The organism is Pseudomonas sp. MF08875, assembly GCF_059862525.1.
Map to the genome: position 1 here is coordinate 1 of NZ_JCBCUW010000049.1, position 23568 is coordinate 23568.

A 23568-nucleotide genomic window follows, 5' to 3' on the forward strand; every position below is an offset into this window, starting at 1 on the left:
TGACCGTCGAAGCCGTCAATCGGACAGTAGCGAGGATCAATCTACGCCCGCGCAAGCGCTTGGGCTGGAAGACGCCGTACGAAGTGCATACAGGGGTGAGCGTTGCACTTATGTGTTGAATTCAGGGTGCAAAACCCTATTTTTGAGCGTGCGACCCGCTTTTTGTCGGCGTTGCGGCATTGCCAGGTACTGGGGATGCAGGTGCACGATGCCTCGACGGACGGCATCACGGTGATTTTGCCTTACGGCCCACAAATTGTCGGCGACCCCCAGAGTGGGGTGATTCATGGCGGCGCCATTACCTCGCTGATGGACACCGCATGTGGCATGGCCACTTTGTGCGTGCTGCCGCAGTTCGAGGTCTGCCCGACCCTGGACCTGCGCATCGACTACATGCACCCGGCCGAGCCCAATAAAGATGTCTACGGTTTTGCCGAGTGCTACCGGGTCACCACCGATGTGATCTTCGCCCGCGGCTTTGCCTACCAGGACGACCGCGAGCGCCCGGTGGCCCATGTGGTGGGTACGTTCATGCGCATGGGCAAGGGCATCAAAGGCACCCGCGGCTTTGGCGGCGCGATCAATGGCGGTGCAGCATGAGCGATCACTTCAAGGAACAACTGCAACAGGCCCACGCCCAGGGCGACTATGCCTCGCTGCTGCATCAGATCCCCTACGCCAAATTGATTGGCATCGAATGCTCACGGGTGGGGGATGAGCTGCTGTTTCGCCTGCCGGCCAACAAGGACAACATCGGCAACCCGCTACTGCCGGCCATCCACGGCGGGGTGATCGCCGGGTTCATGGAACTGGCGGCGGCCCTGCATCTGCTGGTGCTCACCGGCTCGCCGGGCGTGCCGAAGATCATCGATTTCTCCCTCGATTACCTGCGCGCCGGGCAGTTTCGCGACACCTACGCCACGTGCCAGGTATGCCGCCAGGGCCGACGGGTGGCCAACGTGGCGATTACCGCGTGGCAGAGCACGCGCGACGAGCCTATCGCCACCGCTCGGGCCCATTTCAAAATCGAAGAAGGCTGATCTTCGCTTCACCCCTTGAAATCCCTACCCAAGCCCCCAACTTTGATGACAACCCGCCGCCAACCCGCAAGGGCGCGGCCACTGCCATCCAATTGGAGTTTGATAACCATGAGTGTGGAAACTCAAAAGGAAACCCTGGGCTTCCAGACCGAGGTGAAGCAACTGCTGCACCTCATGATCCATTCGCTGTATTCCAACAAGGAAATCTTCCTTCGCGAATTGATCTCGAACGCTTCTGACGCTGTCGACAAATTACGCTTCGAAGCCCTTTCCCAGCCCGAGTTGCTGGAAGGTGGCGCCGAACTGAAAATCCGTGTGAGCTTCGACAAGGACGCCAAGACCGTCACCCTCGAAGACAACGGTATCGGCATGAGCCGCGACGATGTGATTACCCACCTGGGTACCATCGCCAAATCCGGCACGGCCGACTTCATGAAGAACCTTTCCGGCGATCAAAAGAAAGACTCCCACCTCATCGGCCAATTCGGCGTGGGCTTCTATTCTGCGTTCATCGTGGCCGACCAGGTTGAAGTGTTTAGCCGCCGCGCCGGCCTGCCTGCCAGCGAAGGCGTGCATTGGTCGTCCAAGGGCGAGGGCGAATTTGAAGTCGCCACCGTCGAAAAGGCTGATCGCGGTACGCGTATCGTCCTGCACCTCAAGTCCGGTGAAGACGAATTCGCCGATGGCTGGCGCCTGCGCAACATCATCAAGAAGTATTCCGACCACATCGCCCTGCCGATCGAGTTGCCCAAGGAAGCCACCCCCGCCGAAGGCGAAGAGGCGCCGGCCCTGGAATGGGAAACCGTCAACCGCGCCAGCGCCCTGTGGACCCGTCCGCGCACCGAGGTCAAAGACGAGGAATACCAGGAGTTCTACAAGCACATCGCCCACGACTTCGAGAATCCGCTGAGCTGGAGCCACAACAAGGTCGAAGGCAAGCTCGAATACAGCTCGCTGCTCTACGTGCCGGCCCGGGCGCCGTTCGATTTGTACCAGCGTGAAGCGCCTAAAGGCCTGAAGCTGTACGTGCAGCGCGTGTTCGTGATGGACCAGGCTGAGTCGTTCCTGCCGCTGTACCTGCGCTTCATCAAAGGTGTGGTCGACTCCAACGACCTGTCGCTGAACGTCTCGCGGGAAATCCTGCAGAAAGACCCGATCATCGACTCCATGAAGTCGGCGCTGACCAAACGCGTCCTCGACATGCTGGAAAAACTGGCGAAGAACGAGCCTGAGCAATACAAGGGCTTCTGGAAGAACTTCGGCCAAGTGATGAAAGAAGGCCCGGCCGAAGATTTCGCCAACAAGGAAAAAATCGCCGGCCTGCTGCGCTTTGCTTCCACCCACGGCAACGACGGCGAGCAAGTGGTTTCCCTGGGCGAGTACCTGGCTCGCGCCAAGGAAGGCCAGGACAAGATCTACTTCCTCACCGGCGAGAAGTACGAAGCGGTCAAGGACAGCCCGCACCTGGAGGTCTTCCGCAAGAAAGGCATCGAAGTGCTGCTGCTCACCGACCGCATCGACGAGTGGCTGATGAGCTACCTCAACGAGTTCGACGGCAAGAGTTTTGTCGACGTGGCGCGCGGCGACCTGGACCTGGGCAACCTGGACTCCGAGGAAGACAAGAAAGCCGCCGAAGAAGTGGCCAAGACCAAGGAAGGCCTGGTGGAGCGGATCAAGACCGCCCTGGGCGATGCCGTCAGCGAAGTGCGGGTGTCCCATCGCCTGACCGATTCGCCGGCGATCCTGGCCATTGGCGAGCAGGACCTGGGCCTGCAAATGCGCCAGATCCTCGAAGCCAGTGGGCAGAAAGTGCCGGATTCCAAGCCCATCTTCGAGTTCAACCCGACTCATCCGCTGATCGAGAAACTCGACAGCGAGCAGAGCGAAGAGCGTTTTGGCGACCTGTCGCACATCCTCTTCGACCAGGCGGCCCTTGCGGCCGGCGACAGCCTGAAAGACCCGGCGGCCTATGTGCGCCGACTGAACAAGCTGTTGGTCGAACTCTCGGTTTGACCCGGTAGGTAGTAGAAAAAACCCGCTTCGGCGGGTTTTTTCATGGGGGCTGGTTCGATGGCCCAGCCACCCGGTTCTGTGCTGGCCCGCCGCGGCGCCAGCAGCAAAACGTTCCCTTACTGACTAAACGCGCCTTCGGACAAGTGGGTTTCCACGGTCACTTGCGCGGTGGTCATCAACTTGTGGATCGGGCAGCGGTCGGCGACGCGGTGCAGTTCTTCGCGCTGCGCATCGGTGAGTACGCCCTTGAGGGTCAGCTTGACGTGCAGGGCGTACTTGCCTTGCTGCTCCTGGCTATTGTCGTGCTTGAGCTCCACCGTGACCCCGGTCAGCGGGATGTCTTTTTTCTGCGCGTAGAGCTTGAGGGTCAGGGCCTTGCAGGCGCCTAGCGCGGCGTCGAAATAATCGTGGGGATCGGGGGCGGTGCCTTCGCCGCCGGCGGTCTTGGGCAGGTCAGTGAAGACTTCATGGTCATCGATCTGGATGCTGTGGCGAAAACCTTCGCTGGACTCGGTATTGACGGTAATGGTCATGGGGCACCTCATTGGCAGTAGGAAAGGTCGCGCAGCGTTGTAGCCTGTCGCGGTATTAAGCAGCTGTTGTTATAGAGCATCCCTGTGCCCGAGCGTTCCTCTTTTTTCTGCTGAACCCTGGGGCGCGGGCGGCGGTCTACCTTGCTCCTGCCTTTGTGGAGATTGCCCGTGGTCGCGACCCGGTTGAGCCTGGCCTGTGTGTTGGCCCTTTGTTCCGTGTTCGCCAGCGCCCGCGAATACCGCTACAGCGACGCCCATCTGCATTACGTGGATTTCTTCCAGGAATCGGCGGGCATGAACGCGTTGCTTGAGGCCATGGCGAAAAATCGCATCGAGCACGTGATGATTTCCGGCGTGCCTGTGGCCAAGAAATGGCACGAAGACGAACCCAAGCGCCCGCGCTACTACGCCGGTGACGACGCCGATGCGTACTGGTACAGCGCCACTGACGTGATAGTCGCGGCGGCGGTGAGCAAGTTGCCGGCGGACAAGCGTCCGTATTTCCATCCGTTCCTGTCCGGTTTTAACCCCAACGACAAAAACAGTGACGCCCATATCCAGCGCATGCTCGACCTCAACCCCGGGCTGTGGCAGGGCATCGGCGAAGTGTTCACCCGCCACGACGACCTCACCGCCCTGACCTCCGGCGATACGCCCCGGGCCAACAATGAGGCGATGACGCGGATCTATCATTTGGCGGCGGAAAACGATTTGCCGGTGTTGCTGCATTCCAACATCACCTCCAAGCGTGAGAAAAACCCGCTTTACCTGGCTGAAATCGAACAGCCTCTGCGCAACCACCCTCACACGCGCTTCATTTGGGCCCACGCCGGCACCAGCCTGGAAATCCACCGGCACCAAGTGCAGATGGACTTTTTGCTGCCCACCCTGACACGGTTGCTGGAGAGCTATCCCAATTTGTATGTGGATCTGTCTTGGAGCGTGCTCAGGCCTTACTTGCTGGATAAGGCGGGCAAGCCACGGCCGCAGTGGCTGGCGCTGGTAGAACGCTTCCCGGAGCGCTTCATGCTGGGGTCGGATGTGGTAGGGCGCTTCAACAAATTGGGTGAGGAAATGCACAGCTTCGACCCGTTCCTCGATGCCCTGCCAGAAGCGGTGGCGCGTCAGGTGGCGCGGGATAACTTCTTGGCGATTTTGCCGCGCAAACGTTGATGTCGCTTTGTCATCAGTTCGTCATGCCTACGTCATAAGCTCGCGCTCAATTTCAATCAAGGAGCGCGCTATGTCTTTTTTTCGTTTAACCAGTCTGGCGGCGCTGTTGCTGGCCAGTGGCTTGGCTGGCGCGCAGGTGCGCGTCGAAGGGCCGGTGGAGTATGGCGTGTTTGCCGGTGCCAAGGCCGACCTGCAAGCCGGGGAGCGCGTGCTGCGGCGCAGTAACGAGACCATCGAGCGCACTGACATAGTCCCGGCCAAATTGGGTACCAAGTTTGGCCTGCGGTATCAGTTGCTGGGCAAGGTCGAGTCGGAGCAGCCGTTGACCCTGTTGTATTTCACCCCAGGCATCCAGACCCCCGACGGCCAGCGCCACGACAAACTCGAAGTGGTGCAGAAACTGGTGCCGGGTGCGCCCCAGGATGTGATGGCCTTCGAGTTCACCGAAAACCACGAAGTGGTGCGTGGTGAGTGGCGGTTTATGGTGTTCCAGGGCGACCGCTTGCTGGCGCAGCAGCGCTTCACGGTGCGCTGAGGCCAGGCGCCGCCCGATTCGGAGTGCTTGGGCACTTTGATATCACGTTTTCGTCTTACGCAAATCTCCTTTGGGCCGATACCTTCAAGAGCAGCCAACTGCATGGATGATGCAGCGCTTTTGGAAGGAACCAGAGGATGAGTATCAGGAATCTCAATATCGCACCCCGGGCAGGCCTGGGGTTCGGGTTGTTGGCGTTGATGGTGTTTGGCTTGGGGGCGTTTGCCCTGATGCAGATGTCCAACATGCGCGAGCAGTCGGACGAGGTGGATAACAACTGGTTGCCCAGCGTGATGGCGGTCGGCGAGATCAACCAGGACCTGCTGCGGGTGCGGGCCCTGACCATGAGGTTGCTGATTAACCGCGACCCCCAGGCGCTGGCCAGCAACGAAAGCAAACTCAATGACGTCAAGCGCAACTTGGGTGCCGCCCAGAAGCGCTATGAAGCCCTGATTGTGCTGCCCCGCGAGCGGGAGCTATTTGATCGCTTTCAGGCCAAGGAAAAAACCTATCTCCAGCACCAAGGCGAAGTGATGGCCCTGTCCGCCCGCAACCAGGTGCCCGAGGCGGTGACTGAACTCAACGGTGAAATGAGCCAAATGGCCGATGAGTTGGCCGTAACCCTCAATGAACTGCTCGACTTGAACCGCAGCAACGCCAACCAGGCCACGGTGCTGGCCCGCGATGTATTCAGCGAATCGCGCAGATGGGTGATTGGCATGGTGCTGGTGACGGGGGTGATGACCATTGCCCTGGCCTTGTTGCTGACCCGTAGCATCGTGGTGCCGCTGTCCCAGTCACTGAAATTGGCTGAGGGGGTGGCCGAGGGCGACCTGACCGGCGACATTGCCATCAGCGGCAAGGACGAGCCGGCCCGTCTGTTGCAGGCCCTCAAGACCATGCAGCAGAGCCTGCGTGACACCATCCGGCGTATCTCCGAATCTTCCAGCCAATTGGCCTCGGCCTCCGAGGAGCTCAGTTGCGTGACCGAGGACGCCACCCGTGGCTTGCATCAGCAGAGCCAGGAAATCGAGCAAGCAGCGACGGCGGTCAACCAGATGACGGCGGCGGTGGAGGAGGTGGCGAGCAACGCGGTGGCCACCAGCGAGGCGTCACGCGAATCCGACCGCATCGCCCGCCATGGCCGCGAGCAGGTGCACCAGACCGTGCTGTCCATCGAGTCCCTGGCCGATGACGTCAACACCAACGTAGAGCGGGTTGGTGACCTGGCGCAGAAGGTCTATGGCATCAGCAAGGTACTGGATGTGATCCGCGCCATTGCCGAGCAGACCAACCTGCTGGCCCTGAACGCCGCCATCGAGGCTGCGCGGGCGGGGGACGCCGGGCGCGGTTTTGCGGTGGTGGCCGATGAGGTGCGGGCGCTGGCCCACCGCACCCAGCAGTCGACCCGGGAAATCGAACTGATGATCGGTGGTATCCAGCAGGGTACGGAGGAGGCGGTCAGTTCCATGCAGCAGAGCAACTCCCGTGCCCATACCACCCTGGAAGTGGCGAAGGCAGCAGGCGTGGCGCTGGAGGATATCGCCACGGCCTTCACCCAGATCAACGAGCGCAACCTGGTGATCGCCAGCGCCTCGGAGCAACAGGCTGCGGTGGCCCGGGAGGTGGACCGCAACCTGATGAACATCCGCGACCTGGCGATGCAGAGCTCGGCGGGCGCCAACCAGACCAGCGCCGCCAGCCAGGAGTTGTCACGCCTGGCGGTGGACTTGAACACGATGGTGGCGCGGTTTTCGGTGTAGTCGGTGCCTGTGGGCTCGCGCCGTTATCGCGGGCACTGGTGCTGTTTTGTGGGAGCGCGATTCAGGTGCCGGATATGGCTCCCCCCAAAAAAAAACGCCCCGAACCAGTCGGGGCGTTTTCAATCGCGGGGCTTGGCTTACTTGCCCTGCCAGCGTTGCAGCACCAGCGTGGCGTTGGTGCCGCCGAAGCCGAAGCTGTTGCTCATCACGTTGTTGAGCGTGACGTTTTCGCGGGTCTTGGTCAGGATCGGCATGTCCGCGACAGCCGGGTCCAGTTCCTCGATGTTGGCGGAGCCGGCAATGAAGTTGCCTTCCATCATCAGTAGGCAGTAGATCGCTTCGTGAACGCCAGCGGCGCCCAGGGAGTGACCCGACAGGCTCTTGGTGGAGCTGATGGCCGGGGCGTTGGCGCCGAACACTTCGCGCACGCCTTCCATTTCCTTGGCGTCGCCCACTGGCGTGGAGGTGCCGTGGGTGTTGAGGTAGTCGATCGGGCCGTCAACGGTGGACATTGCCATCTGCATGCAGCGGATGGCGCCTTCGCCGCTTGGCGCGACCATGTCGTAGCCGTCGGAAGTGGCGCCATAGCCGACGATTTCGGCGTAGATCTTCGCGCCACGGGCCAGGGCGTGTTCCAGTTCCTCGACCACTACCATGCCGCCGCCGCCAGCGATGACGAAGCCATCGCGGTTCTTGTCGTAGGCGCGGGAGGCTTTTTCCGGGGTTTCGTTGTACTGGCTGGACAGGGCGCCCATGGCGTCGAACAGGAACGATTGGCTCCAGTGTTCTTCTTCACCGCCACCGGCAAAGACGATGTCCTGCTTGCCCATCTGGATCTGCTCGACCGCGGTACCGATGCAGTGAGCACTGGTGGCGCAGGCGGAGGAGATCGAGTAGTTCAGGCCTTTGATCTTGAACGGCGTGGCCAGGCAGGCGGACACCGTGCTGCCCATGGTCCGGGTGACGCGGTACGGGCCGACGCGCTTGACGCCTTTTTCGCGCAGGATGTCCAGCGCTTCCATCTGGTTGAGGGTCGACGCACCGCCGGAGCCGGCGATCAGGCCGGTACGCGGGTTGGACACCTGCTCGTCGGTCAGGCCAGCGTCGCTGATGGCGTCTTTCATGGCCAGGTAGGCGTAGGCGGCGGCGTGACCGACGAAGCGGTAGATCTTGCGATCGATCAGTTCTTCGAGGGGCAGGTCAATGGAGCCGGAAACCTGGCTACGCAGACCCATTTCGGCATATTCCGGGTTGAAACGGATGCCAGGGCGACTTGCACGCAGGTTAGCGGAGACGGTCTCTTTGTCATTGCCCAGGCAGGAAACGATGCCCAGACCAGTGATTACGACGCGGCGCATGCGGATAACCCTTAGAAGTTGTCAGTGGAGGTGAAAACGCCGACCCGAAGGCCTTCGGCGGTGTAGATTTCGCGGCCGTCGACACTGACCGAGCCATCGGCGATGGCCAGGTTCAGCTTGCCCTTGAGCACGCGCTTGATCTGAATGTTATAGGTGACTTTCTTGGCGGTCGGCAGAACCTGGCCGAAGAACTTCACTTCGCCAGAACCCAGGGCGCGGCCGCGGCCCGGCAGGCCTTGCCAGCCGAGGAAGAAGCCGACCAGTTGCCACATGGCATCCAGGCCCAGGCAGCCGGGCATGACCGGGTCGCCCTCGAAGTGGCAGGCGAAGAACCACAGGTCCGGGGTGATATCCAACTCGGCGACCAATTCACCTTTGCCGTACTTGCCACCCTCTTCGCTGATATGGGTGATGCGATCCACCATCAGCATGTTCGGGGCGGGCAATTGCGCGTTACCCGGGCCGAACAGCTCACCGCGACTGCAGCGCAGCAGTTCTTCCCGAGTAAAGGCGTTTTGTTTGGTCATGCGAGCTCCTCAATAATCCCATGCGGCAGGTGGGGTCAATCTTCCCAGGCGCCCGGAGCGGTGATGCCCCGAGCCGGTAGCCTACTCATAGACTATTGCGTTGTAGTGAAAGTCACAGCACCAAGGACATGAATGTACACTTGTGCACTGAAATTTTTATTCAAGCCCTTTTAGAGGCCCGTTAGGGTGCCTAAGACTGCCGCACTTTCGTCTTTCACGCCAGTCGCAGATCGATGAAAGCTCTGTGCTACCGCACCCAGCGCTGCAAAATCTGCTGCAAGTCAGTGCGTTTGAACGGCTTGGCCAGGTAATCGTTCATTCCCGCCCGCAGGCAGGCTTCGCGGTCGCCCTGCAGGGCATTGGCGGTCAGGGCGATGATTGGCAGTTCGGCGCAACCGGGCAGTTGGCGGATTTGCCGGGTGGCCTCGTAGCCGTCGATCAGCGGCAAGCGACAGTCCATCAGGATCGCCTCGAAGATCAGACTCTCGGCGCTGCGCACCGCTTGCTCGCCATCGGTGGCGACGCTGACGGTAAAGCCCAGGCTGCGCAACATGGCTTCTATTACGGTTTGGTTGACCGGGTTGTCTTCCACCAGCAGCACATTGCGCCCTTCGCCGTGCGCCTTGGCGCTGAGGGTGCGTGGAGCGAGCGACGGCAGGGGCCGGCGGCACAGTTCCAGGGGGATTTGCAGGGTAAACACCGAACCCCGGCCCTCCTCGCTCTGGGCGCGCAGGGTGCCACCCATGCGTTCGGCCAGTGTGCGGGCGATGGGCAGGCCCAGGCCGGTGCCGCCGTAGCGCCGGGAGATTGAGCTGTCGGCCTGCTGAAAGGCGTTGAACATCAGTTCCAGGCTCTGCTTGGAGATGCCAATGCCGCTGTCGCTGACGCTGCAGGTGAACCACAGCAGGTCGTGGTCCAGGATTTGCCATTGCGGGGCAATGGTGACGCGGCCCTGCTCGGTGAACTTCAGCGCGTTACCCACCAGGTTGACCAATATTTGCCGGATGCGCGTCGGATCGCCGCATACCTCCAGTGCCTGCATGCCGGCGGGAATGTCTACCTCCAGGCTCAGGCCACGCTGCGTGGCGTCGTGGGCGAAGGCCTGGGCGCAGCTGTTAATCAGCTCGGCGAGGTTGAACGGGATGTGCTCCAGTTCCAGGGTCGTGCGTTCAATGCGTGAGAAGTCGAGGATGTCGTTGATGACCTTGAGCAAGTGCTCGGTGGATTCGCAGGCCAGGGCCGCGTACTCGATCTGCTCCTCGGTCAACTCGGTGGTTTCGAGCAGTTGCAGCATGCCCAGCACGCCATTCATCGGCGTGCGCAGTTCGTGGCTCATCATGGCCAGGAAATCGGACTTGGCATTGTTGGCCCGTTCGGCTTCTTCGCGGGTCTGGATCAGTTGCGCCATGGCCTGCTGCTGCTCGCGGCTGGCCTGATCCAGGCCTCGGGCGAGGTTGTTGATGTGTTTGGCCAGGCTACCCAGTTCGGCATCGTCCACCACCGGCAGCGGTTTGCTGTAGTCGCCCTGTTGGATGGCCTTTACCGCCGTGCCCATGGCGCTGATCGGCTGCGCCAGGCTCGCCGCCAGGCGTCGGGCCAGGAGGAAGGTGAACAGCAGGGCGAACAATGCCAGCACCGCCGCTTTCAAGAGGATTTCCTGTTGGCGCTGGCTAAAGGCGTCATTGGACATGCCGACAATCACCCGCCCCAGGTAATCCTCGGCGGGTGCGCCGGGAGCGGCGCCACGGTTCTGGAAAAAGTCATTGTTCAAGGCGATGCGCTGCAAGCGTACCGGCGCCTGGAAAACCTCGACTTGCTGGGACAGGTTGTGGGTGTCGGAAGGGCGCTCGACGTACACCAGAATATTGTTGGCCCGGTCCTGCACCTCTAGAAAGCGCACGTGGGGGATCGACAGGGTCGCTTGCAGCAAGCTCTCCAGCACTTCGTTGTTGCCGGAAATCACCCCGTACTCGGTGGCCGGGGCCAACTGGTTGGCGATCAATTGGCCGGTGTGGTTGAGCTCTTGGCGCAAATCCTGGATGCGCACGAAGGTGAAGAAGCTGACCAGCAACAGGGTCAGCAACAGCGCCGGGCCGACGCTGATGACCTGGGTGCGGGTATGGATGTCCCAACGGCGACGCAAGGTCATGGGCGCTGCTCTCCTTCGGCCAGCCGGATGGCCATGGCGGGCTCATCGATCGGTTCCAGCCCCAGGGAGCGTGCCACCTGAGGGTTGCTCTGCACTTTGAATTGCGTCGGGTAGAGGCTGCGCGGCCATTGGCTGGGAGGGCGGTCGAGCAGGGTGTCGAGCACAGCGAGCCAATCGTCCTGGTCGCTGTAGGTGCTGGCCAGGGCGCCGGCCTTGACGAAACCGGCGTTGGGTCCGATCAGCGCCTGCTGGCGGGCGTAGGTGCTGAGCAGCAGGTTTTTCGCGGTTTTGGAGTTGTACAACTGCGGATCGTCCAGGCCCAGCAGCACATCGCTGCTGCCCAGCACATGTTGCAAGGGGCGGCTGTCGGCGATGTTGTCCCAGCGCTGGGCCACCAGTTCCAGGCCCATGGGGCCGGCCAGGTGATGCAGTTCGCGCAGCAGGAATTCGCTGCCGTCGCTGTACAGCACGCCCACCCGCTTGGCCTGTGGCAGGAGTTGGCGGGTCAGGCGCAGTTGCCGCGCCAGGGGCGGGTCGCTCCACAGCAGGCTGAGCCTGGGCGGCACCTGCTCGCCCAGGCGTTGGCGCGCTTGCAGGCGGCTGATGCGCAGCACCAGGGTCGCCGGGCCGCGGTGCTCTTGTAGGCGCCAGTCCAGGCTCGGCGGGTCGAGCAGGATCAGCCGCGTGTCGGCGGCCAGCCTGCCAGGCGCGGGGGCGTCGGCCAGGGGCTGGAAGCGCACGCTGTCGGCGGGGCGCAGGTCCCGCAGGGCCTGGGTGAACGCGGCGATGCCGTCGTTGTGTTGTGCGCCCACCAGCAGGATGTCGGCACCGCGCGCGCCGAGGCTGGCGATCACGCAGGCTAGCGCCAGGCCGAGGGTGCCGAGCCTGCGTCGCACAATAGATGCCACTCGTGACCGCTGGGCGCCCATGTCAGAACTCCAACTGCGCGCTGAAGTACGCCTGGTGGCGCGAGTCATAGGCGTTGTCGGCGAAGGTGCTGGGTTGCTGGTCGAGGCGCTGTTGCAGCACGCCGGCCAGTTCCAGTTGGGCTTTGCCCAGGCTCAGGCGCTTGGCGATGCGCGTGTCGAGGCGCTCGAAGCGGTAGCCGTTGAGGGCGCTGTCGCCATAGTAGAAGAGGGCGCTGGACCAGCCCCGCCCCCAATCGCGCATCCAGCCCGCCGAGCCGCTGTTGCGCGCCGAGAGTTTGCGGTCCAGGGCATTGCTGGCGTGGGCGTCGACATAGGCGTAGGTCAGGCGCACGCGGTCGGCGCTGCCCAGTTGCCAGTCGAGCTGGGTTTCAGCGCCGCTGAAGCGGGCGCTGCTGGCGTTAGTGGCGATGTACTGATTGTTGCGCAGGGGCTCGCTAATCATGTCGCTGATGTCGTCGTGGAACAGCTTGACGTCCAGCGCCAGGCCCAGGTCGGCGAAGTGGCCGTTGTAGCCCAGCTCCCGCGAGCGCATGTGCTCCTTGTCGAGGTTGCCCGGGCCCCGGGTGCGCACGAAGTAGCGGCCGCTGTCCTGGCCGTTGGGGCGCGGCGACAGGCCGGTGACCCGGTAGCTCCAGTCGATGTTGTTCTCGAACATGTCCGGCGAGCGTACTGCTTCGGCATACACCGCCCGCAGGCCGTGGCGCGGGGTTATCAGGTAGTTGAGGGCCACCCGCGGGGTCAGCGAATGACCACTCAAACGGGTGTCCTCGAACATCGCGCCGCCTTGCAGCAGCCAGTGTTCGCTAGCCCGCCACTCCAACTGGCCGAACAGGCGCCATGTGGTGTCGTCGAGGGTGCCATTGAAGTAAGTCTCGGAATCTGCCCGGTCGTAACGATAGTTCATGCCGCTGACCAGGCGCAGGCTATCGGACAGGCTCAGGGTGTCCTGGATTTCCAGGTCGTAGCGCGATTCGCGGATGCTCTGGTCGATGTCGCCGCACAGGGTCTGGTTGCCCCCTTGCTTCCATTGTGCGAGCACCTGCTCGGCCAGGGCCCGCTCCTCGGCGGTGCCAGCGGGGGCCGGGCCGCTGGCGTGCTTGTCCATGTTGCGCGCCAGGCGTTCGGTGTAGTGCGGGTTGAGCTGCCAGAGGCGACTCAGCTCGGGGCTGAAGGAGATGGCGGCGTCGCAGGCACGCCAGGTCTGCTGGCGGTCCCACTGCTGCGCCGAGCCCTGGATATACAGGCTGTGGCGTGGGTCCAGCTCCAGGTTCCAGCGCAGCGAGCCGGCGTAGTCTTTGGCGCTCACGTCAGAATTATCGCCGCCGCGTGTCACCCCATGGAACACGGGGCGGTAGGTATAAGGCCGCTGGTTGCTGCCTTCCTTGGCGTTGAATTGCCAGTCCAGGCTTTGCCGCTCGTCCAGAGCCTGGCTCAAGGCCAGGTTGACGCGGTTCAGGCGACGGCTGTCGCGGTAGTCGGCGCCGCGGCGGTCGTTGTCGAAGCCATCGTCCTGCTGGCCGGAGAGGGACAGGCGCAGGTCGCCGCCGTCCCAGCCCTGGCCCTGGCTGGCGTACCAGTCGCCGATGCCGCGCTGGCCGGCCGTGGCCTTGAGCCGCGTGCCATGGCTGTCGGCCGGGGCGCGGGTGAGGATGTTGACCACCGCCATCAGTGCGTTGGCGCCGTAGCTGACGGTGTTGGGGCCGCGGAACACTTCGATGCGCTCGATATCTTCCAGGGCCACCGGGATATCGCTCCAGTCCACGGTGGCCAACCCGGCGCGGTACACCGAGCGCCCGTCGATCAGCACCTGCATGCGCCGCGCTTCGTTGGCGTTGGTGCCGTGGTAGTTGACCAGGGCCTGGTTGCCGCTGATGTGCCCGACCATCATCCCCGGCACCAGGCGCAGCAGTTCGCTGATGTCCCGCGCGCCGCTGGCGTTGATAAGCGCCCGGTCGAGCACCGTCATGCTGCCCGGCACCGCCGCCGGGGCCTGCTTGAGGCGCGTGGCGGTGAGCACGTGGGGCAGGGGCGGGTTGTCCAGGAACAGGTCCTCGGCCAGCAAGCTGTCGCTGAGCAGTAGCATCAGCAGCAACAGGGGCGAACACGAGGGGCGGGGGCCAAAAGACACGGTACAGCCTTGAAAACCGGTAATGGGCGCGCATGTTAACCGAGGCGCTGGAGTTTTCCAGTCCAGTTACTTGCATTTTCCCCCGATTAACCCCGGCGATTGCCGCATGTTCAGGTAAATGGCCACGGGGCTGGCCGCAGGTCGGCGGCTCCGTATAATGCGCCATCGCCCTCGGTATGGATTAACGGATCACCTATGACTCAACAGCAGCCCATTGCGGTCCTGGGAGGCGGCAGCTTCGGCACCGCCGTGGCCAATCTGCTGGCCGAAAACGGCCATCAGGTACGCCAGTGGATGCGTGACCCGGAGCAGGCCGAGGCCATTCGGGTCAACCGCGAGAACCCGCGCTACCTCAAGGGCATCAAGATTCACCCGGGCGTAGCGCCGGTCACCGACCTCACCGCCACACTGAATGATTGCGACCTGTGCTTCGTCGCGCTGCCCTCCAGCGCCCTGCGCGCGGTGCTGGCGCCCCACGCCGAACGCCTGAGCGGCAAGCTTCTGGTCAGCCTGACCAAGGGCATCGAGGCCCAGAGCTTCAAGCTGATGAGCCAGATCCTCGAAGAAATCGCCCCCCAGGCGCGCATTGGTGTGTTGTCGGGGCCCAACCTGGCCCGCGAAGTGGCCGAGCATGCCTTGACCGCCACAGTGGTGGCCAGTGAAGACGAAGCCTTGTGCCAGCAGGTCCAGGCTGCGCTTCATGGCCGCACCTTTCGCGTGTATGCCAGCGCCGATCGCTTTGGCGTGGAGCTGGGCGGGGCGCTGAAGAACGTCTACGCGATCATCGCCGGCATGGCGGTGGCCCTGGGCATGGGGGAAAACACCAAGAGCATGCTCATTACCCGGGCGCTGGCGGAAATGACCCGTTTTGCGGTAAACCAGGGCGCCAACCCCATGACCTTCCTTGGCCTGGCCGGGGTGGGCGACCTGATCGTCACCTGCTCCTCGGCCAAGAGCCGCAACTACCAGGTTGGTTTCGCCCTGGGCCAGGGCCTGAGCCTGGAAGAGGCGGTTACACGCCTGGGCGAGGTGGCCGAAGGGGTCAATACCCTCAAGGTGCTCAAGGCCAAGGCTCAGGAAGTGGGCGTGTACATGCCGCTGGTGGCCGGGTTGCACGCGATCCTGTTCGAAGGGCGTACCCTCAGCCAAGTGATCGAGTTGCTGATGCGCGGCGAACCCAAGACCGACGTCGACTTTATTTCCACCAGCGGTTTCAACTGAACGACAACGGGAGCAAGCCATGAACGATGCAAAAACGGCGGCCAAGTACGAATCCATCCTGCTGCGCGTGGTGTGGATGTTGGTGTACCTGCTGGTGTGGCAGGTGGCGCAGTTGATCCTCGGCGCAGTGGTGCTGGTGCAACTGGTCTATCGCCTGATCTACGGCGCACCCAGCGCCAGCCTGATGAATTTTGGCGATAGCCTGAGCCAGTTTCTGGCGCAGATCGGCCGCTTCGGCAGTTTCCACAGCGACCAGAAACCCTGGCCGTTCGCCGACTGGCCGACCCCGCGCAGCCCCGAAGGCGAAGCGCCCCACACCGTGCCCCCGGCACCGCACCCGGTGCGTGACGAGGAACCCAAGCTGTGAAGCTGTGGCTGTTGCGCCACGGCGAGGCCCAGCCCCATGCCCCCAGTGACGCGCAACGCAACCTGACCGCGCAGGGCCGCCGGGAGGTGTTGCGCAGCGCCGCCCACCTGGTCGGCCAGCCGATCCAGGCCATCCTCGCCAGCCCTTACGTGCGGGCGCAGCAAACGGCGCAACTGGTGCGCGAGGCCCTGGGTTTCGAACCCGAGATCCGCACCGTGCCTTGGCTCACGCCCGACACCGACCCGTTGACGGCCCTGGCGCAACTGGACTCGGCCGACAACCTGCTGCTGGTCAGCCACCAACCCCTGGTGGGCAACTTGATCGGCCTGCTGCACGGCGGCCCCCCGCAACCCATGAGCACCGCCAGCCTCGCTGAACTCGAAGGCGACTGGCCGCTGGCGGCGGCGATGGCCCTCAACAGCGTCAAACACCCCTGAGCGGATGCTTAGGTAGCAGCAAACCTCTGTCGAAGAGGGCGCCTACCCGTCGTCACCGCCACTCCAGGCTCCCCACAGAGGGAAAATGAACCCCCCACCCACACAGTTCAACTGTGGAAGCGGGCCTGCCCGCGATGGCGGCAGAACAGTCGACATGGGTGCTTCTGACAAATCGCCATTGCGGGTTCCCACAAAAGCCTGCTCCCCCAGGATTGGGCGTAGCGGGTGCAGGAGGGGGCATTGGCAGCCAAGTGCCAGCGCCTGAACTACGCTTGCCGGCAAACACAATAAAGGAGCACACCCATGCTTGCTGCCTTGCGTTTGCCGCTGGACCCGTTCTACGAGCGCGAAGCGCGCCACCCCGGCCAGCGTTTTCTGGTCCAGCCCTTGGGCGGTGGGCGGGTCGAAACCCTGACTTGGGCCGACGTCGGCCATCAGGCGCGGTGTGCGGCTCACTGGCTGCGGGCGCGGGAGCTGCCCCAGGGCAGCCACATCGCCATCATCTCGAAGAACTGTGCCCATTGGATCATCGCCGACCTGGCGATCTGGATGGCCGGCCATGTCTCGGTGCCGCTGTACCCCAACCTCACCGCCGAAGCCGTGGCCCAGGTGTTGGAGCATTCGGAGGCGGCGCTGGCGTTCATCGGCAAGCTCGATGACTGGCCGGCCATGGCCACCGGCGTTGCCCCTGGCCTGCCCCGTATCAGCCTGCCGCTGTGCCCCGAGGGCACGTTCGATTTCACCTGGGCCGACCTGCAAGCTTGCTCGCCGATCCAGGACAACCCCAGCCCCGACGCCGGGCAACTGGCAACCATCGTCTACACCTCCGGCACCACGGGCCTGCCCAAAGGGGTGATGCACAGCTTCGCCAGCTTGGGGTTTGCCGCCACCCAAGGCACCCAGCTGTTTGGCCTGGGGGAGGGCGACCGTTTGCTGTCGTACTTGCCCTTGTGCCATGTGGCCGAACGGATGTTCGTCGAACTGGCGTCGATCTATAGCGGCCAAACCGTGTTTTTCGCCGAAAGCCTCGACACCTTCGTTGCCGACCTGCAACGCGCGCGGCCCACGGCGCTGTTTGCCGTGCCGCGCATCTGGAGCCGGTTCCAGTTGGGCGTGTACGCCAAGATCCCGGCTCAGCGCCTGGACTTTCTCCTGGGCTTGCCCTGGATAGGGCCGCGGGTGGGGCGCAAGGTACTCGCCGGGTTGGGGCTGGACGCCGTGCGCATCGCCCTCTCGGGCGCGGCGCCGGTGCCCCTGAGCCTGCTGCACTGGTATCGGCGCCTGGGCCTGGATGTGTTGGAGGTGTACGGCATGACCGAGAACTGCGGCTATTCCCACGTGTGTGTGCCAGGGCAGAGCAAACCGGGGTGGATCGGCCAGCCTTGCCCGCAGGTCGAGGTGCGCATCGAACCCACCGGCGAAGTGTTGGTGCGTAGCCCGGCCACCATGCTCGGCTACTTCAAGGAGCCGCAAAAAACCGCCGAAGCCCTGACGGCGGACGGTTTCCTCAGTACCGGCGACAAAGGCGAGCAGGACAGCCAGGGCCACTTGCGCCTCACCGGGCGCCTCAAGGACATTTTCAAAACCAGCACTGGCAAGTACGTCGCCCCGGCGCCCATCGAAAATCGCCTGGCCGCACACCCGCGCATCGAGCAGGTATGCCTGGTGGGTGATGGCCTGAAAGCACCGCTGGGCTTATGCGTGCTCTCGGCCGAAGGCCTGGCCGAGGCCCGCGAGCACTTGTGCGCCAGCCTGGAGAGCCTCTTGCACCAGGTCAACGCCAGCCTGGATAAACACGAACGGCTGCAACGCCTGGTGGTGGTCAAGGAGCGCTGGGCAGTGGATAACGGCTTTTTGACCCCCACCCTGAAAATCAAGCGCAACGTCATCGAAGCCACCTACGGCCCGCGTCTGGAGGCCTGGAGCGAGCAGGGCGAGGCCGTCCTGTGGCAGGATTGAGCGTTTCCAAAAACCATAAAAGGAAGTAGCGATGAGCCTGTGGCGTACCACTCCCAATATCGAGCAGTTGAACGCGATCCAGAAAAACACCATTGGCCAAGTGCTGGATATCCGTTTTGAGTCCTTTGACGAAGAGTCCCTCACCGCCAGCATGGTCATCGACCATCGCACCCACCAGCCCTACGGCCTGCTCCATGGCGGCGCCTCGGTGGTGCTGGCCGAAACCGTCGGCTCCATGGCCAGCTACCTGTGCATCGACGCCAGCCAATTCTATTGCGTGGGCCTGGAAATCAACGCCAACCACCTGCGCGGCTTGCGCAGCGGCCGGGTCACGGCGGTGGCCAGGGCCATCCACATCGGGCGCACCACCCACGTCTGGGACATCCGCTTGACCAGCGATGAAGGCAAGGCCAGTTGTGTGTCGCGCCTGACCATGGCGGTGGTGCCGCTGGGGCAGACACCGCCGGTGCGGTAACCGCCCTCAGACCAAGCGTTCATGCCCGCCTAGAGGGACCTGAAGCCTGCGGGAAAGGGTCTGGATTTCGCTCAGTTCAATCTCTTGAATCGGCGTCGCCGCCTCGTTGGCGCCGGGGTTCAGGAAGTTCTCCACACCTTGTTCGATTGCAGGTTTGACCGCCAACCGCAGCCCCGCGATGACGCTGGTGGACGCGCGACTCACACCACGGGTGGCCAAGCCCAGGGCCGGCCCCAGGACTTCGGTCACCGCCAGTGGGTGGGTGACCAATTGAACTGGAAGGGAAAACGCAGAACGCATCACGGTGTTCACTATCAGTTTTTCGGCGTCTACCGTCATGGAGCCGCCCTTGGCGGGTTTGGTGGGGGCGCTCGCGTTGCCGGTCCGGGCCGCCGCGGATGCGCCCACTCCGCTGCCGGTGGCGATACCTGCCCCCAACGTGCCTTCGACGATGGTTAAAGGGTCGTAGGGATCATTGCTCAGCATGAGGCTGGTCAAGGCGCCCACGGAACCCGCCGTGGCGCCGGAGGCGGCGAGGCTGTAACTGAACGCCGCGGCGGGCGGCACGCCGACCCAGGGGTTGGTCTGGCCAATATGATTGACCGCTTGCGAGACACTCTCCCGTGCCAGGTTCGCCAGTGGCGTGGCGAGGGTGAAGATTGCTGGCACATTAATAGCGGCGCCTGCGACATCAAGCACAGGGATGAAATGCCCAAGGACTGAGGGCCCAGCATTGAGCGCCAAGCCCGTCGCTGCCCCAGCGGCCAACAGCGCCATTCGGTGCCGGGAGCCATGGGCCCAGTTGTTGGCGGCCGCCATGCCGGTCGCCATGCCTATTGCGCCGCCTACGACGACGCCTGCCACCGTGAACCCTAGTGGGTTCCCAACGGCGCTGTGCAGGGCCGTGATGACTAACGTGCTGCCGTAGCGCACTACCGCGCTGGCGATGGCTGAAACGCTTTCGCGCCCGAAGGTCCAGGCAAATGCTCGCAAGGCCTCAAGCGCGCCCAACCCTTGCATGTCGACAAACCGCACCGGGTTGCCATGCACCATGGCAAATAGATTCAAGCCATCGGCGGTGCCACTGGGGTCGGCATTGAGCCAGCGCTGGCGCCACGGCGCGTAGTAGCGTTGGCCGTAGTAGTACAACCCGGTTGCATCGCGTTCCTGGCCTGAGTAGCGCCGGGTCTTGTAGCTGGCCTCTGCCTGGTTGCGCCCTGCCCACCAGCAGGTTGCACCGTAGGGGTAATAGCTTTCCTGGCTGATAAGGGCGGCGTTGGCGTCCAGTTCCAGGGTGCTGGAGCCCAGGTGGTCGGTGAAGCCGTAGCGCATCTGGTCCTGGGGGATGTCGGCAGGGCGGCCCTGTTGCCAGTGCAGCACCTGCAGCGTGCAGCGCCCGGCGTGCAGGGTGATGAGGTGCAGGGTTTGCGTTGGCCCTGTACGAATTTCCAACCCTGGTAAGTAGCGGGTTTCGTGGGTGCGGGTCAGTTTTGCGGTGTAGGCCTCGCGGATTTTTTGCAGGCGCTGGCCGTTGCTGTCGTAGAGGTACAACTCCCTGTCGTTGGGGCCGTCTTCGCGTACTACTTGATCGACCTGCTGCAAACGGTTCTGGGCGTCCCAAGCCAGGTGCTGTCCCGGTTGCAGGATCTTCAGGTTACCGTTGTCGTCGTAGCCATCGCGGATTTCGCCGTCGCCGGGGGCTTGGCCCGGGTCGGTGTAAGGCAGGCTGCGGTTGTTGTCGGCGGCGATGGCCGTGCGTTCGCTGCGGTTGCCGCTGGCGGCGCTGTGTTGCAACAGCTCCAGGTTGCCGGCGGCGTCGTAGTAGTAGGCCTGGGTGTAGTTCTCCAATTGGCTGGGGTCAGGGGGCGACTGGAAGGCCGGGGCCTGGGGCCCGCCCGGCGCGTTGCGGATTTGCCGGCCAGTGGCCTCGATCAGGCGATAGAGGCTGTCGTAGCGAAACGTGCTGATGGCCGCAATGCGTTGGTTGCGCGAGGAACGCACGGCTTGGGCGGCGTCCGTGATGGACACCACATTGCCCACGGGGTCGTAGGTGTAGGTCAGGTCCTGGCTGGGGGCTTTGTTGTTGGCCTGGGTTTTGAGGTGCACCAGGCGCCCATCCTCGGGGCGAAACGTCGCACTGGACAGCACGCCGTTGCCTGCCCGTTGCTGCTCGATCTGGCCGAAGGCGTTGTAGCGGACCTCACTGAGCACGAGTTGCTCTTGTGTGCTGCCTTGCAAGTTCAGGTGCGCTTCGTGCAGTTCGCCGGCGCGGGTGTGGCGCAGGCGCTGACGGTTGCCCAGGGCATCGGTCTGGGCGATCAGTTCGGCGGCGCCGTTGTAGGCAAAGTGGCTAGCCGCCAGTTCAGGTTCCAAATGGGCGTCACGCTCGGCCTCGGTTGCGGGCCAGTCCACGGCCCACTGGGGTTGGGCGAGGAAGCGGCGGCCATGTTCCAGGGGCGCGCCGCTGAGGCTGAATTCGGCAAAAAACTGCGCGCCGCCGGTGTCGTCATGGCGGATCAAGCGGCCGCAGCGGTTGTGGGCCGCGTGTTCGGCGCTAGCGTCGGCGTAGGAAAGGCGGGCGATGCAGTGTGGTGCATCAGCATCGGCCTGTACGAAAACAGCCTGTGCCCGCAGTTGATTGTCGTAGGTCTGCCGGGTGTGGCTGTGCTTCTGGTCCCAACCGTGCAGGGCCTGCCCGGCAGCGCCGGAGAGGTTCAGGCGCCAACCGGCGTCGCTGTTGTCTGACAGCAGCGCCGCGCCCGACAGGGAAAACACCGTGGTTTGGTTGGCAATACCGGGCTGGCCCTCTTCCAGGCGCTGGAATTGGCGCGGGTCGCGGCTTTGCACCAAGCGCCCAGCTGCGTCGTAGCGCTGTTGGGTGACGCAGCGTCGGGCCGCCTCCTCGGCGCTGCGGCGCTGGTAAGCCACGGTGCGTACAACCAGGCCGCGGGGGTCTGCGGCGATAATGTTCGGCGTATGGGTGTGGAGCATCACACAAACCTCGGCGCGGGCCATCAGGTTCTGCTGTTGTGGGCGCCTGGCGTGTGGCTGTCAACTGTCAGAACTTACAGGTAGCGGCCATCACCGTGACCGGACTGTCATCATTCCTGGCGTTTACGGTCATTGCTGTGAGGTGCTTTCTTACAGACAATCGAGCCCTTGTTTTGAATTTTTCGGACGCGTCGCTATGTCGCAGCAGATATTTTTCGCCCATGCAAACGGCTTCCCTTCGGGCACCTACGGCAAGTTGTTCGCGGCGTTGGCGCCGGAGTTTGAAGTGGCACATTTGCCCCAGCATGCCCATGACCCGCGTTTTCCGGCAGACGACAACTGGTACAACCTGGTGGACGAGCTGATCCATCACCTGGAGCAGCAACCTGAGCCGGTGTGGGGCGTGGGCCATTCCTTTGGCGGCGTGTTGCATTTGCACGCGGCGCTGCGTTGCCCGCAGCTCTACCGGGGCGTGGTGATGCTCGACTCGCCCGTGCTGACCCGCCCCGACCAATGGGTGATCCGCGCGGCCAAACGCTTGGGCTTCATCGACCGCCTGACACCGGCCGGGCGCACCCTGGGGCGGCGCGAGGAATTCAGCGACCTGGCGGCGGCGCGCCATTACTTCTCCGGCAAGACGCTGTTTCGCGGCTTCGATCCGGACTGCTTCGATGCATACCTGCAGCACGGCTTGCATCAGGTCGGCGATCGCTTACGTTTGCGTTTCGACCCGGCCACGGAAATCAGCATCTACCGTGGCGTGCCCCACACCAGCCCCGGCCGCACCCGCCAGTTGCAGGTGCCACTGGCGGTGGTGCGCGGGCAGAAAAGCCGCGTGGTGATGCGCCATCACGCCAGTTCCGTCGGGCGCATGCCCCACGGCGAGTCCTTGAGCATGCCGGGCGGGCATATGTTCCCCCTGGAGCGCCCGCAGGACACTGCGACCCTGCTCAAAAACCTGTTCGAGCGCTGGCAGCGCCGCCCCTGCGGGAGCGGGCAATGACCAGCGCCGTGGAAGAAGTGCGCCTGAGCCTGCCCCACATCGAGTTGGCGGCGCATTTGTTCGGCCCCGAGGACGGCTTGCCGGTGATCGCCCTGCACGGTTGGCTGGACAACGCCAACAGCTTCGCGCGCCTGGCACCCAAGCTTGAGGGGCTGCGCATCGTCGCCCTGGATATGGCCGGCCATGGGCATTCCGACCATCGCCCGCCCGGCGCCGGGTATGCGTTGTGGGACTACGCCTACGATGTGTTGCAGGTGGCCGAGCAACTGGGCTGGCAGCGGTTCGCCCTGCTTGGGCATTCCATGGGCGCTATTGTGTCGCTGGTGCTGGCCGGGGCGGTGCCAGAGCGGGTCAGCCATTTGGCGATGATCGACGGCGTGATCCCGCCCACGGCCAAGGCCGACAACGCGGCCGAACGCCTGGGCATGGCGTTGCAAGCGCAAATGAACCTGCAGGACAAGCGCAAGAACGTCCATGACAGCCTGGACCGGGCCATCGCCGCGCGCATGAAAGGCTTGGTGGCGGTCAGCCATGAGGCCGCGCAGTTGCTCGCCCAGCGCGGGCTGATGCCGGTGCCGGGCGGTTACACCTGGCGCAGTGATAGCCGTTTAACCTTGCCGTCACCGGTACGCCTGACCGAAGAGCAGGCGATGGCCTTCGTCCAGCGGGTGGCGTGTCCGACGCGGCTGGTGGTCGCGGCCGACGGCATGCTAGCCAAACATCCCGAGTTGCTGGCGCGCCTGCCGTTCGGCCATGAGCTGCTACCGGGTGGCCATCATTTACACCTGAATGACGAGGCGGGTGCGATCCTTGTTGCAGACTGTTTCAATCGCTTCTTCGCCGTTCCTTGACTTGACGCGGGCAACTGCCGAGGCTGGGCGGATTGAAACGGGAGTCAACCATGTCAAACCGCTACCTCGCCGCGCCCCGCCCCGATGCCACACAGGCGCTGCCCAACCGATGAGAG

20 protein-coding genes and 2 pseudogenes are annotated in these 23568 nt (G+C 63.6%); 15 read left to right on the forward strand and 7 right to left on the reverse strand.

Translation table 11 applies throughout. The features are described 5' to 3' along the window. The 4 genes and pseudogenes from AC19YT_RS23005 to htpG form a co-directional block, all read left to right on the forward strand. Positions 1-119 (forward strand): annotated as a pseudogene (locus tag AC19YT_RS23005) (IS30 family transposase); the annotation flags it as partial. A gap of 7 nt (positions 120-126) precedes the next feature. Then, entirely contained in the window at positions 127-600 is a 474-nt protein-coding gene (locus AC19YT_RS23010; RefSeq protein WP_500611077.1) for a PaaI family thioesterase, read from the forward strand. Further along, positions 597-1040, forward strand: coding sequence for a PaaI family thioesterase (locus tag AC19YT_RS23015; RefSeq protein WP_095110622.1), 444 nt, complete (start codon positions 597-599; stop codon positions 1038-1040). The genes AC19YT_RS23010 and AC19YT_RS23015 overlap by 4 nt, the downstream gene beginning before the upstream one ends. 108 nt (positions 1041-1148) lie before the next feature. Beyond that, positions 1149-3053 carry a molecular chaperone HtpG gene (htpG, locus tag AC19YT_RS23020; RefSeq protein ID WP_095110621.1) on the forward strand — a complete coding sequence of 635 codons (1905 nt, stop codon included), beginning with the start codon at positions 1149-1151 and terminating at the stop codon, positions 3051-3053. 116 nt (positions 3054-3169) lie between these two features. On the opposite strand, the gene AC19YT_RS23025 is transcribed toward htpG, so the two are convergent. Further along, positions 3170-3586, reverse strand: coding sequence for an OsmC family protein (locus tag AC19YT_RS23025; RefSeq protein ID WP_095110620.1), 417 nt, complete (start codon positions 3584-3586; stop codon positions 3170-3172). Positions 3587-3754: 168 nt separating this feature from the next. On the opposite strand from AC19YT_RS23025, the gene AC19YT_RS23030 reads away from it, so the two are divergent. The 4 genes and pseudogenes from AC19YT_RS23030 to AC19YT_RS23045 all read left to right on the forward strand — a co-directional run bounded on the left by AC19YT_RS23030 (position 3755) and on the right by AC19YT_RS23045 (position 7057). Next, positions 3755-4759, forward strand: coding sequence for an amidohydrolase family protein (locus AC19YT_RS23030; RefSeq protein ID WP_500611078.1), 1005 nt, complete (start codon positions 3755-3757; stop codon positions 4757-4759). A 70-nt stretch (positions 4760-4829) separates the two neighbouring features. After that, on the forward strand, positions 4830-5294 hold the full coding sequence (locus tag AC19YT_RS23035; protein ID WP_500611079.1) for a DUF3859 domain-containing protein: 465 nt from the start codon (positions 4830-4832) through the stop codon (positions 5292-5294). A 137-nt stretch (positions 5295-5431) separates the two neighbouring features. Next, positions 5432-6202: pseudogene (locus tag AC19YT_RS23040) on the forward strand (MCP four helix bundle domain-containing protein); the annotation flags it as partial. Beyond that, positions 6194-7057, forward strand: coding sequence for a methyl-accepting chemotaxis protein (locus AC19YT_RS23045; RefSeq protein ID WP_371856249.1), 864 nt, complete (start codon positions 6194-6196; stop codon positions 7055-7057). The pseudogene AC19YT_RS23040 and the gene AC19YT_RS23045, both read left to right, overlap by 9 nt. A 137-nt stretch (positions 7058-7194) precedes the next feature. Here AC19YT_RS23045 and fabB read toward each other — a convergent pair whose 3' ends face one another. The 5 genes from fabB to AC19YT_RS23070 all read right to left on the reverse strand — a co-directional run bounded on the left by fabB (position 7195) and on the right by AC19YT_RS23070 (position 14148). Further along, a complete protein-coding gene (gene fabB, locus AC19YT_RS23050; protein ID WP_095110616.1) occupies positions 7195-8415 on the reverse strand; it encodes a beta-ketoacyl-ACP synthase I in 1221 nt (406 codons plus the stop codon). Between the two features lie 11 nt (positions 8416-8426). Next, positions 8427-8942 (reverse strand): 3-hydroxyacyl-[acyl-carrier-protein] dehydratase FabA, encoded by a 516-nt coding sequence (gene fabA, locus AC19YT_RS23055; RefSeq protein ID WP_095110615.1) that lies wholly within the window; start codon positions 8940-8942, stop codon positions 8427-8429. A gap of 247 nt (positions 8943-9189) precedes the next feature. Continuing rightward, positions 9190-11091, reverse strand: coding sequence for an ATP-binding protein (locus AC19YT_RS23060; RefSeq protein ID WP_500598414.1), 1902 nt, complete (start codon positions 11089-11091; stop codon positions 9190-9192). Continuing rightward, on the reverse strand, positions 11088-12020 hold the full coding sequence (locus tag AC19YT_RS23065; RefSeq protein WP_500611080.1) for an ABC transporter substrate-binding protein: 933 nt from the start codon (positions 12018-12020) through the stop codon (positions 11088-11090). Before AC19YT_RS23065 ends, AC19YT_RS23060 begins: the two co-directional genes overlap by 4 nt. Before the next feature lies 1 nt (position 12021). Beyond that, entirely contained in the window at positions 12022-14148 is a 2127-nt protein-coding gene (locus AC19YT_RS23070) for a TonB-dependent receptor plug domain-containing protein (protein ID WP_500611081.1), read from the reverse strand. 195 nt (positions 14149-14343) lie between these two features. On the opposite strand from AC19YT_RS23070, the gene AC19YT_RS23075 reads away from it, so the two are divergent. The 5 genes from AC19YT_RS23075 to AC19YT_RS23095 all read left to right on the forward strand — a co-directional run bounded on the left by AC19YT_RS23075 (position 14344) and on the right by AC19YT_RS23095 (position 18607). Beyond that, on the forward strand, positions 14344-15369 hold the full coding sequence (locus AC19YT_RS23075) for an NAD(P)H-dependent glycerol-3-phosphate dehydrogenase (RefSeq protein ID WP_500598416.1): 1026 nt from the start codon (positions 14344-14346) through the stop codon (positions 15367-15369). A gap of 19 nt (positions 15370-15388) precedes the next feature. Next, positions 15389-15736 carry a DUF4389 domain-containing protein gene (locus tag AC19YT_RS23080; protein WP_095110611.1) on the forward strand — a complete coding sequence of 116 codons (348 nt, stop codon included), beginning with the start codon at positions 15389-15391 and terminating at the stop codon, positions 15734-15736. Beyond that, on the forward strand, positions 15733-16173 hold the full coding sequence (gene sixA, locus AC19YT_RS23085) for a phosphohistidine phosphatase SixA (protein WP_500598418.1): 441 nt from the start codon (positions 15733-15735) through the stop codon (positions 16171-16173). The genes AC19YT_RS23080 and sixA overlap by 4 nt, the downstream gene beginning before the upstream one ends. Before the next feature lie 303 nt (positions 16174-16476). Next, positions 16477-18132 (forward strand): AMP-binding protein, encoded by a 1656-nt coding sequence (locus AC19YT_RS23090; protein ID WP_500611082.1) that lies wholly within the window; start codon positions 16477-16479, stop codon positions 18130-18132. A 31-nt stretch (positions 18133-18163) separates the two neighbouring features. Beyond that, positions 18164-18607 (forward strand): hotdog fold thioesterase, encoded by a 444-nt coding sequence (locus AC19YT_RS23095; protein WP_095110608.1) that lies wholly within the window; start codon positions 18164-18166, stop codon positions 18605-18607. A gap of 6 nt (positions 18608-18613) precedes the next feature. Here the strand turns inward: AC19YT_RS23095 and AC19YT_RS23100 are convergent, their stop codons facing one another. Further along, positions 18614-21598 carry an RHS repeat-associated core domain-containing protein gene (locus AC19YT_RS23100; protein ID WP_500611083.1) on the reverse strand — a complete coding sequence of 995 codons (2985 nt, stop codon included), beginning with the start codon at positions 21596-21598 and terminating at the stop codon, positions 18614-18616. Between the two features lie 196 nt (positions 21599-21794). On the opposite strand from AC19YT_RS23100, the gene AC19YT_RS23105 reads away from it, so the two are divergent. Continuing rightward, complete coding sequence (locus AC19YT_RS23105; protein ID WP_095110607.1) at positions 21795-22601, forward strand: alpha/beta fold hydrolase; 807 nt, start codon at positions 21795-21797, stop codon at positions 22599-22601. Next, positions 22598-23452, forward strand: coding sequence for an alpha/beta hydrolase (locus AC19YT_RS23110; protein WP_500611084.1), 855 nt, complete (start codon positions 22598-22600; stop codon positions 23450-23452). Before AC19YT_RS23105 ends, AC19YT_RS23110 begins: the two co-directional genes overlap by 4 nt. The last annotated feature ends 116 nt before the right edge of the window (positions 23453-23568 follow it).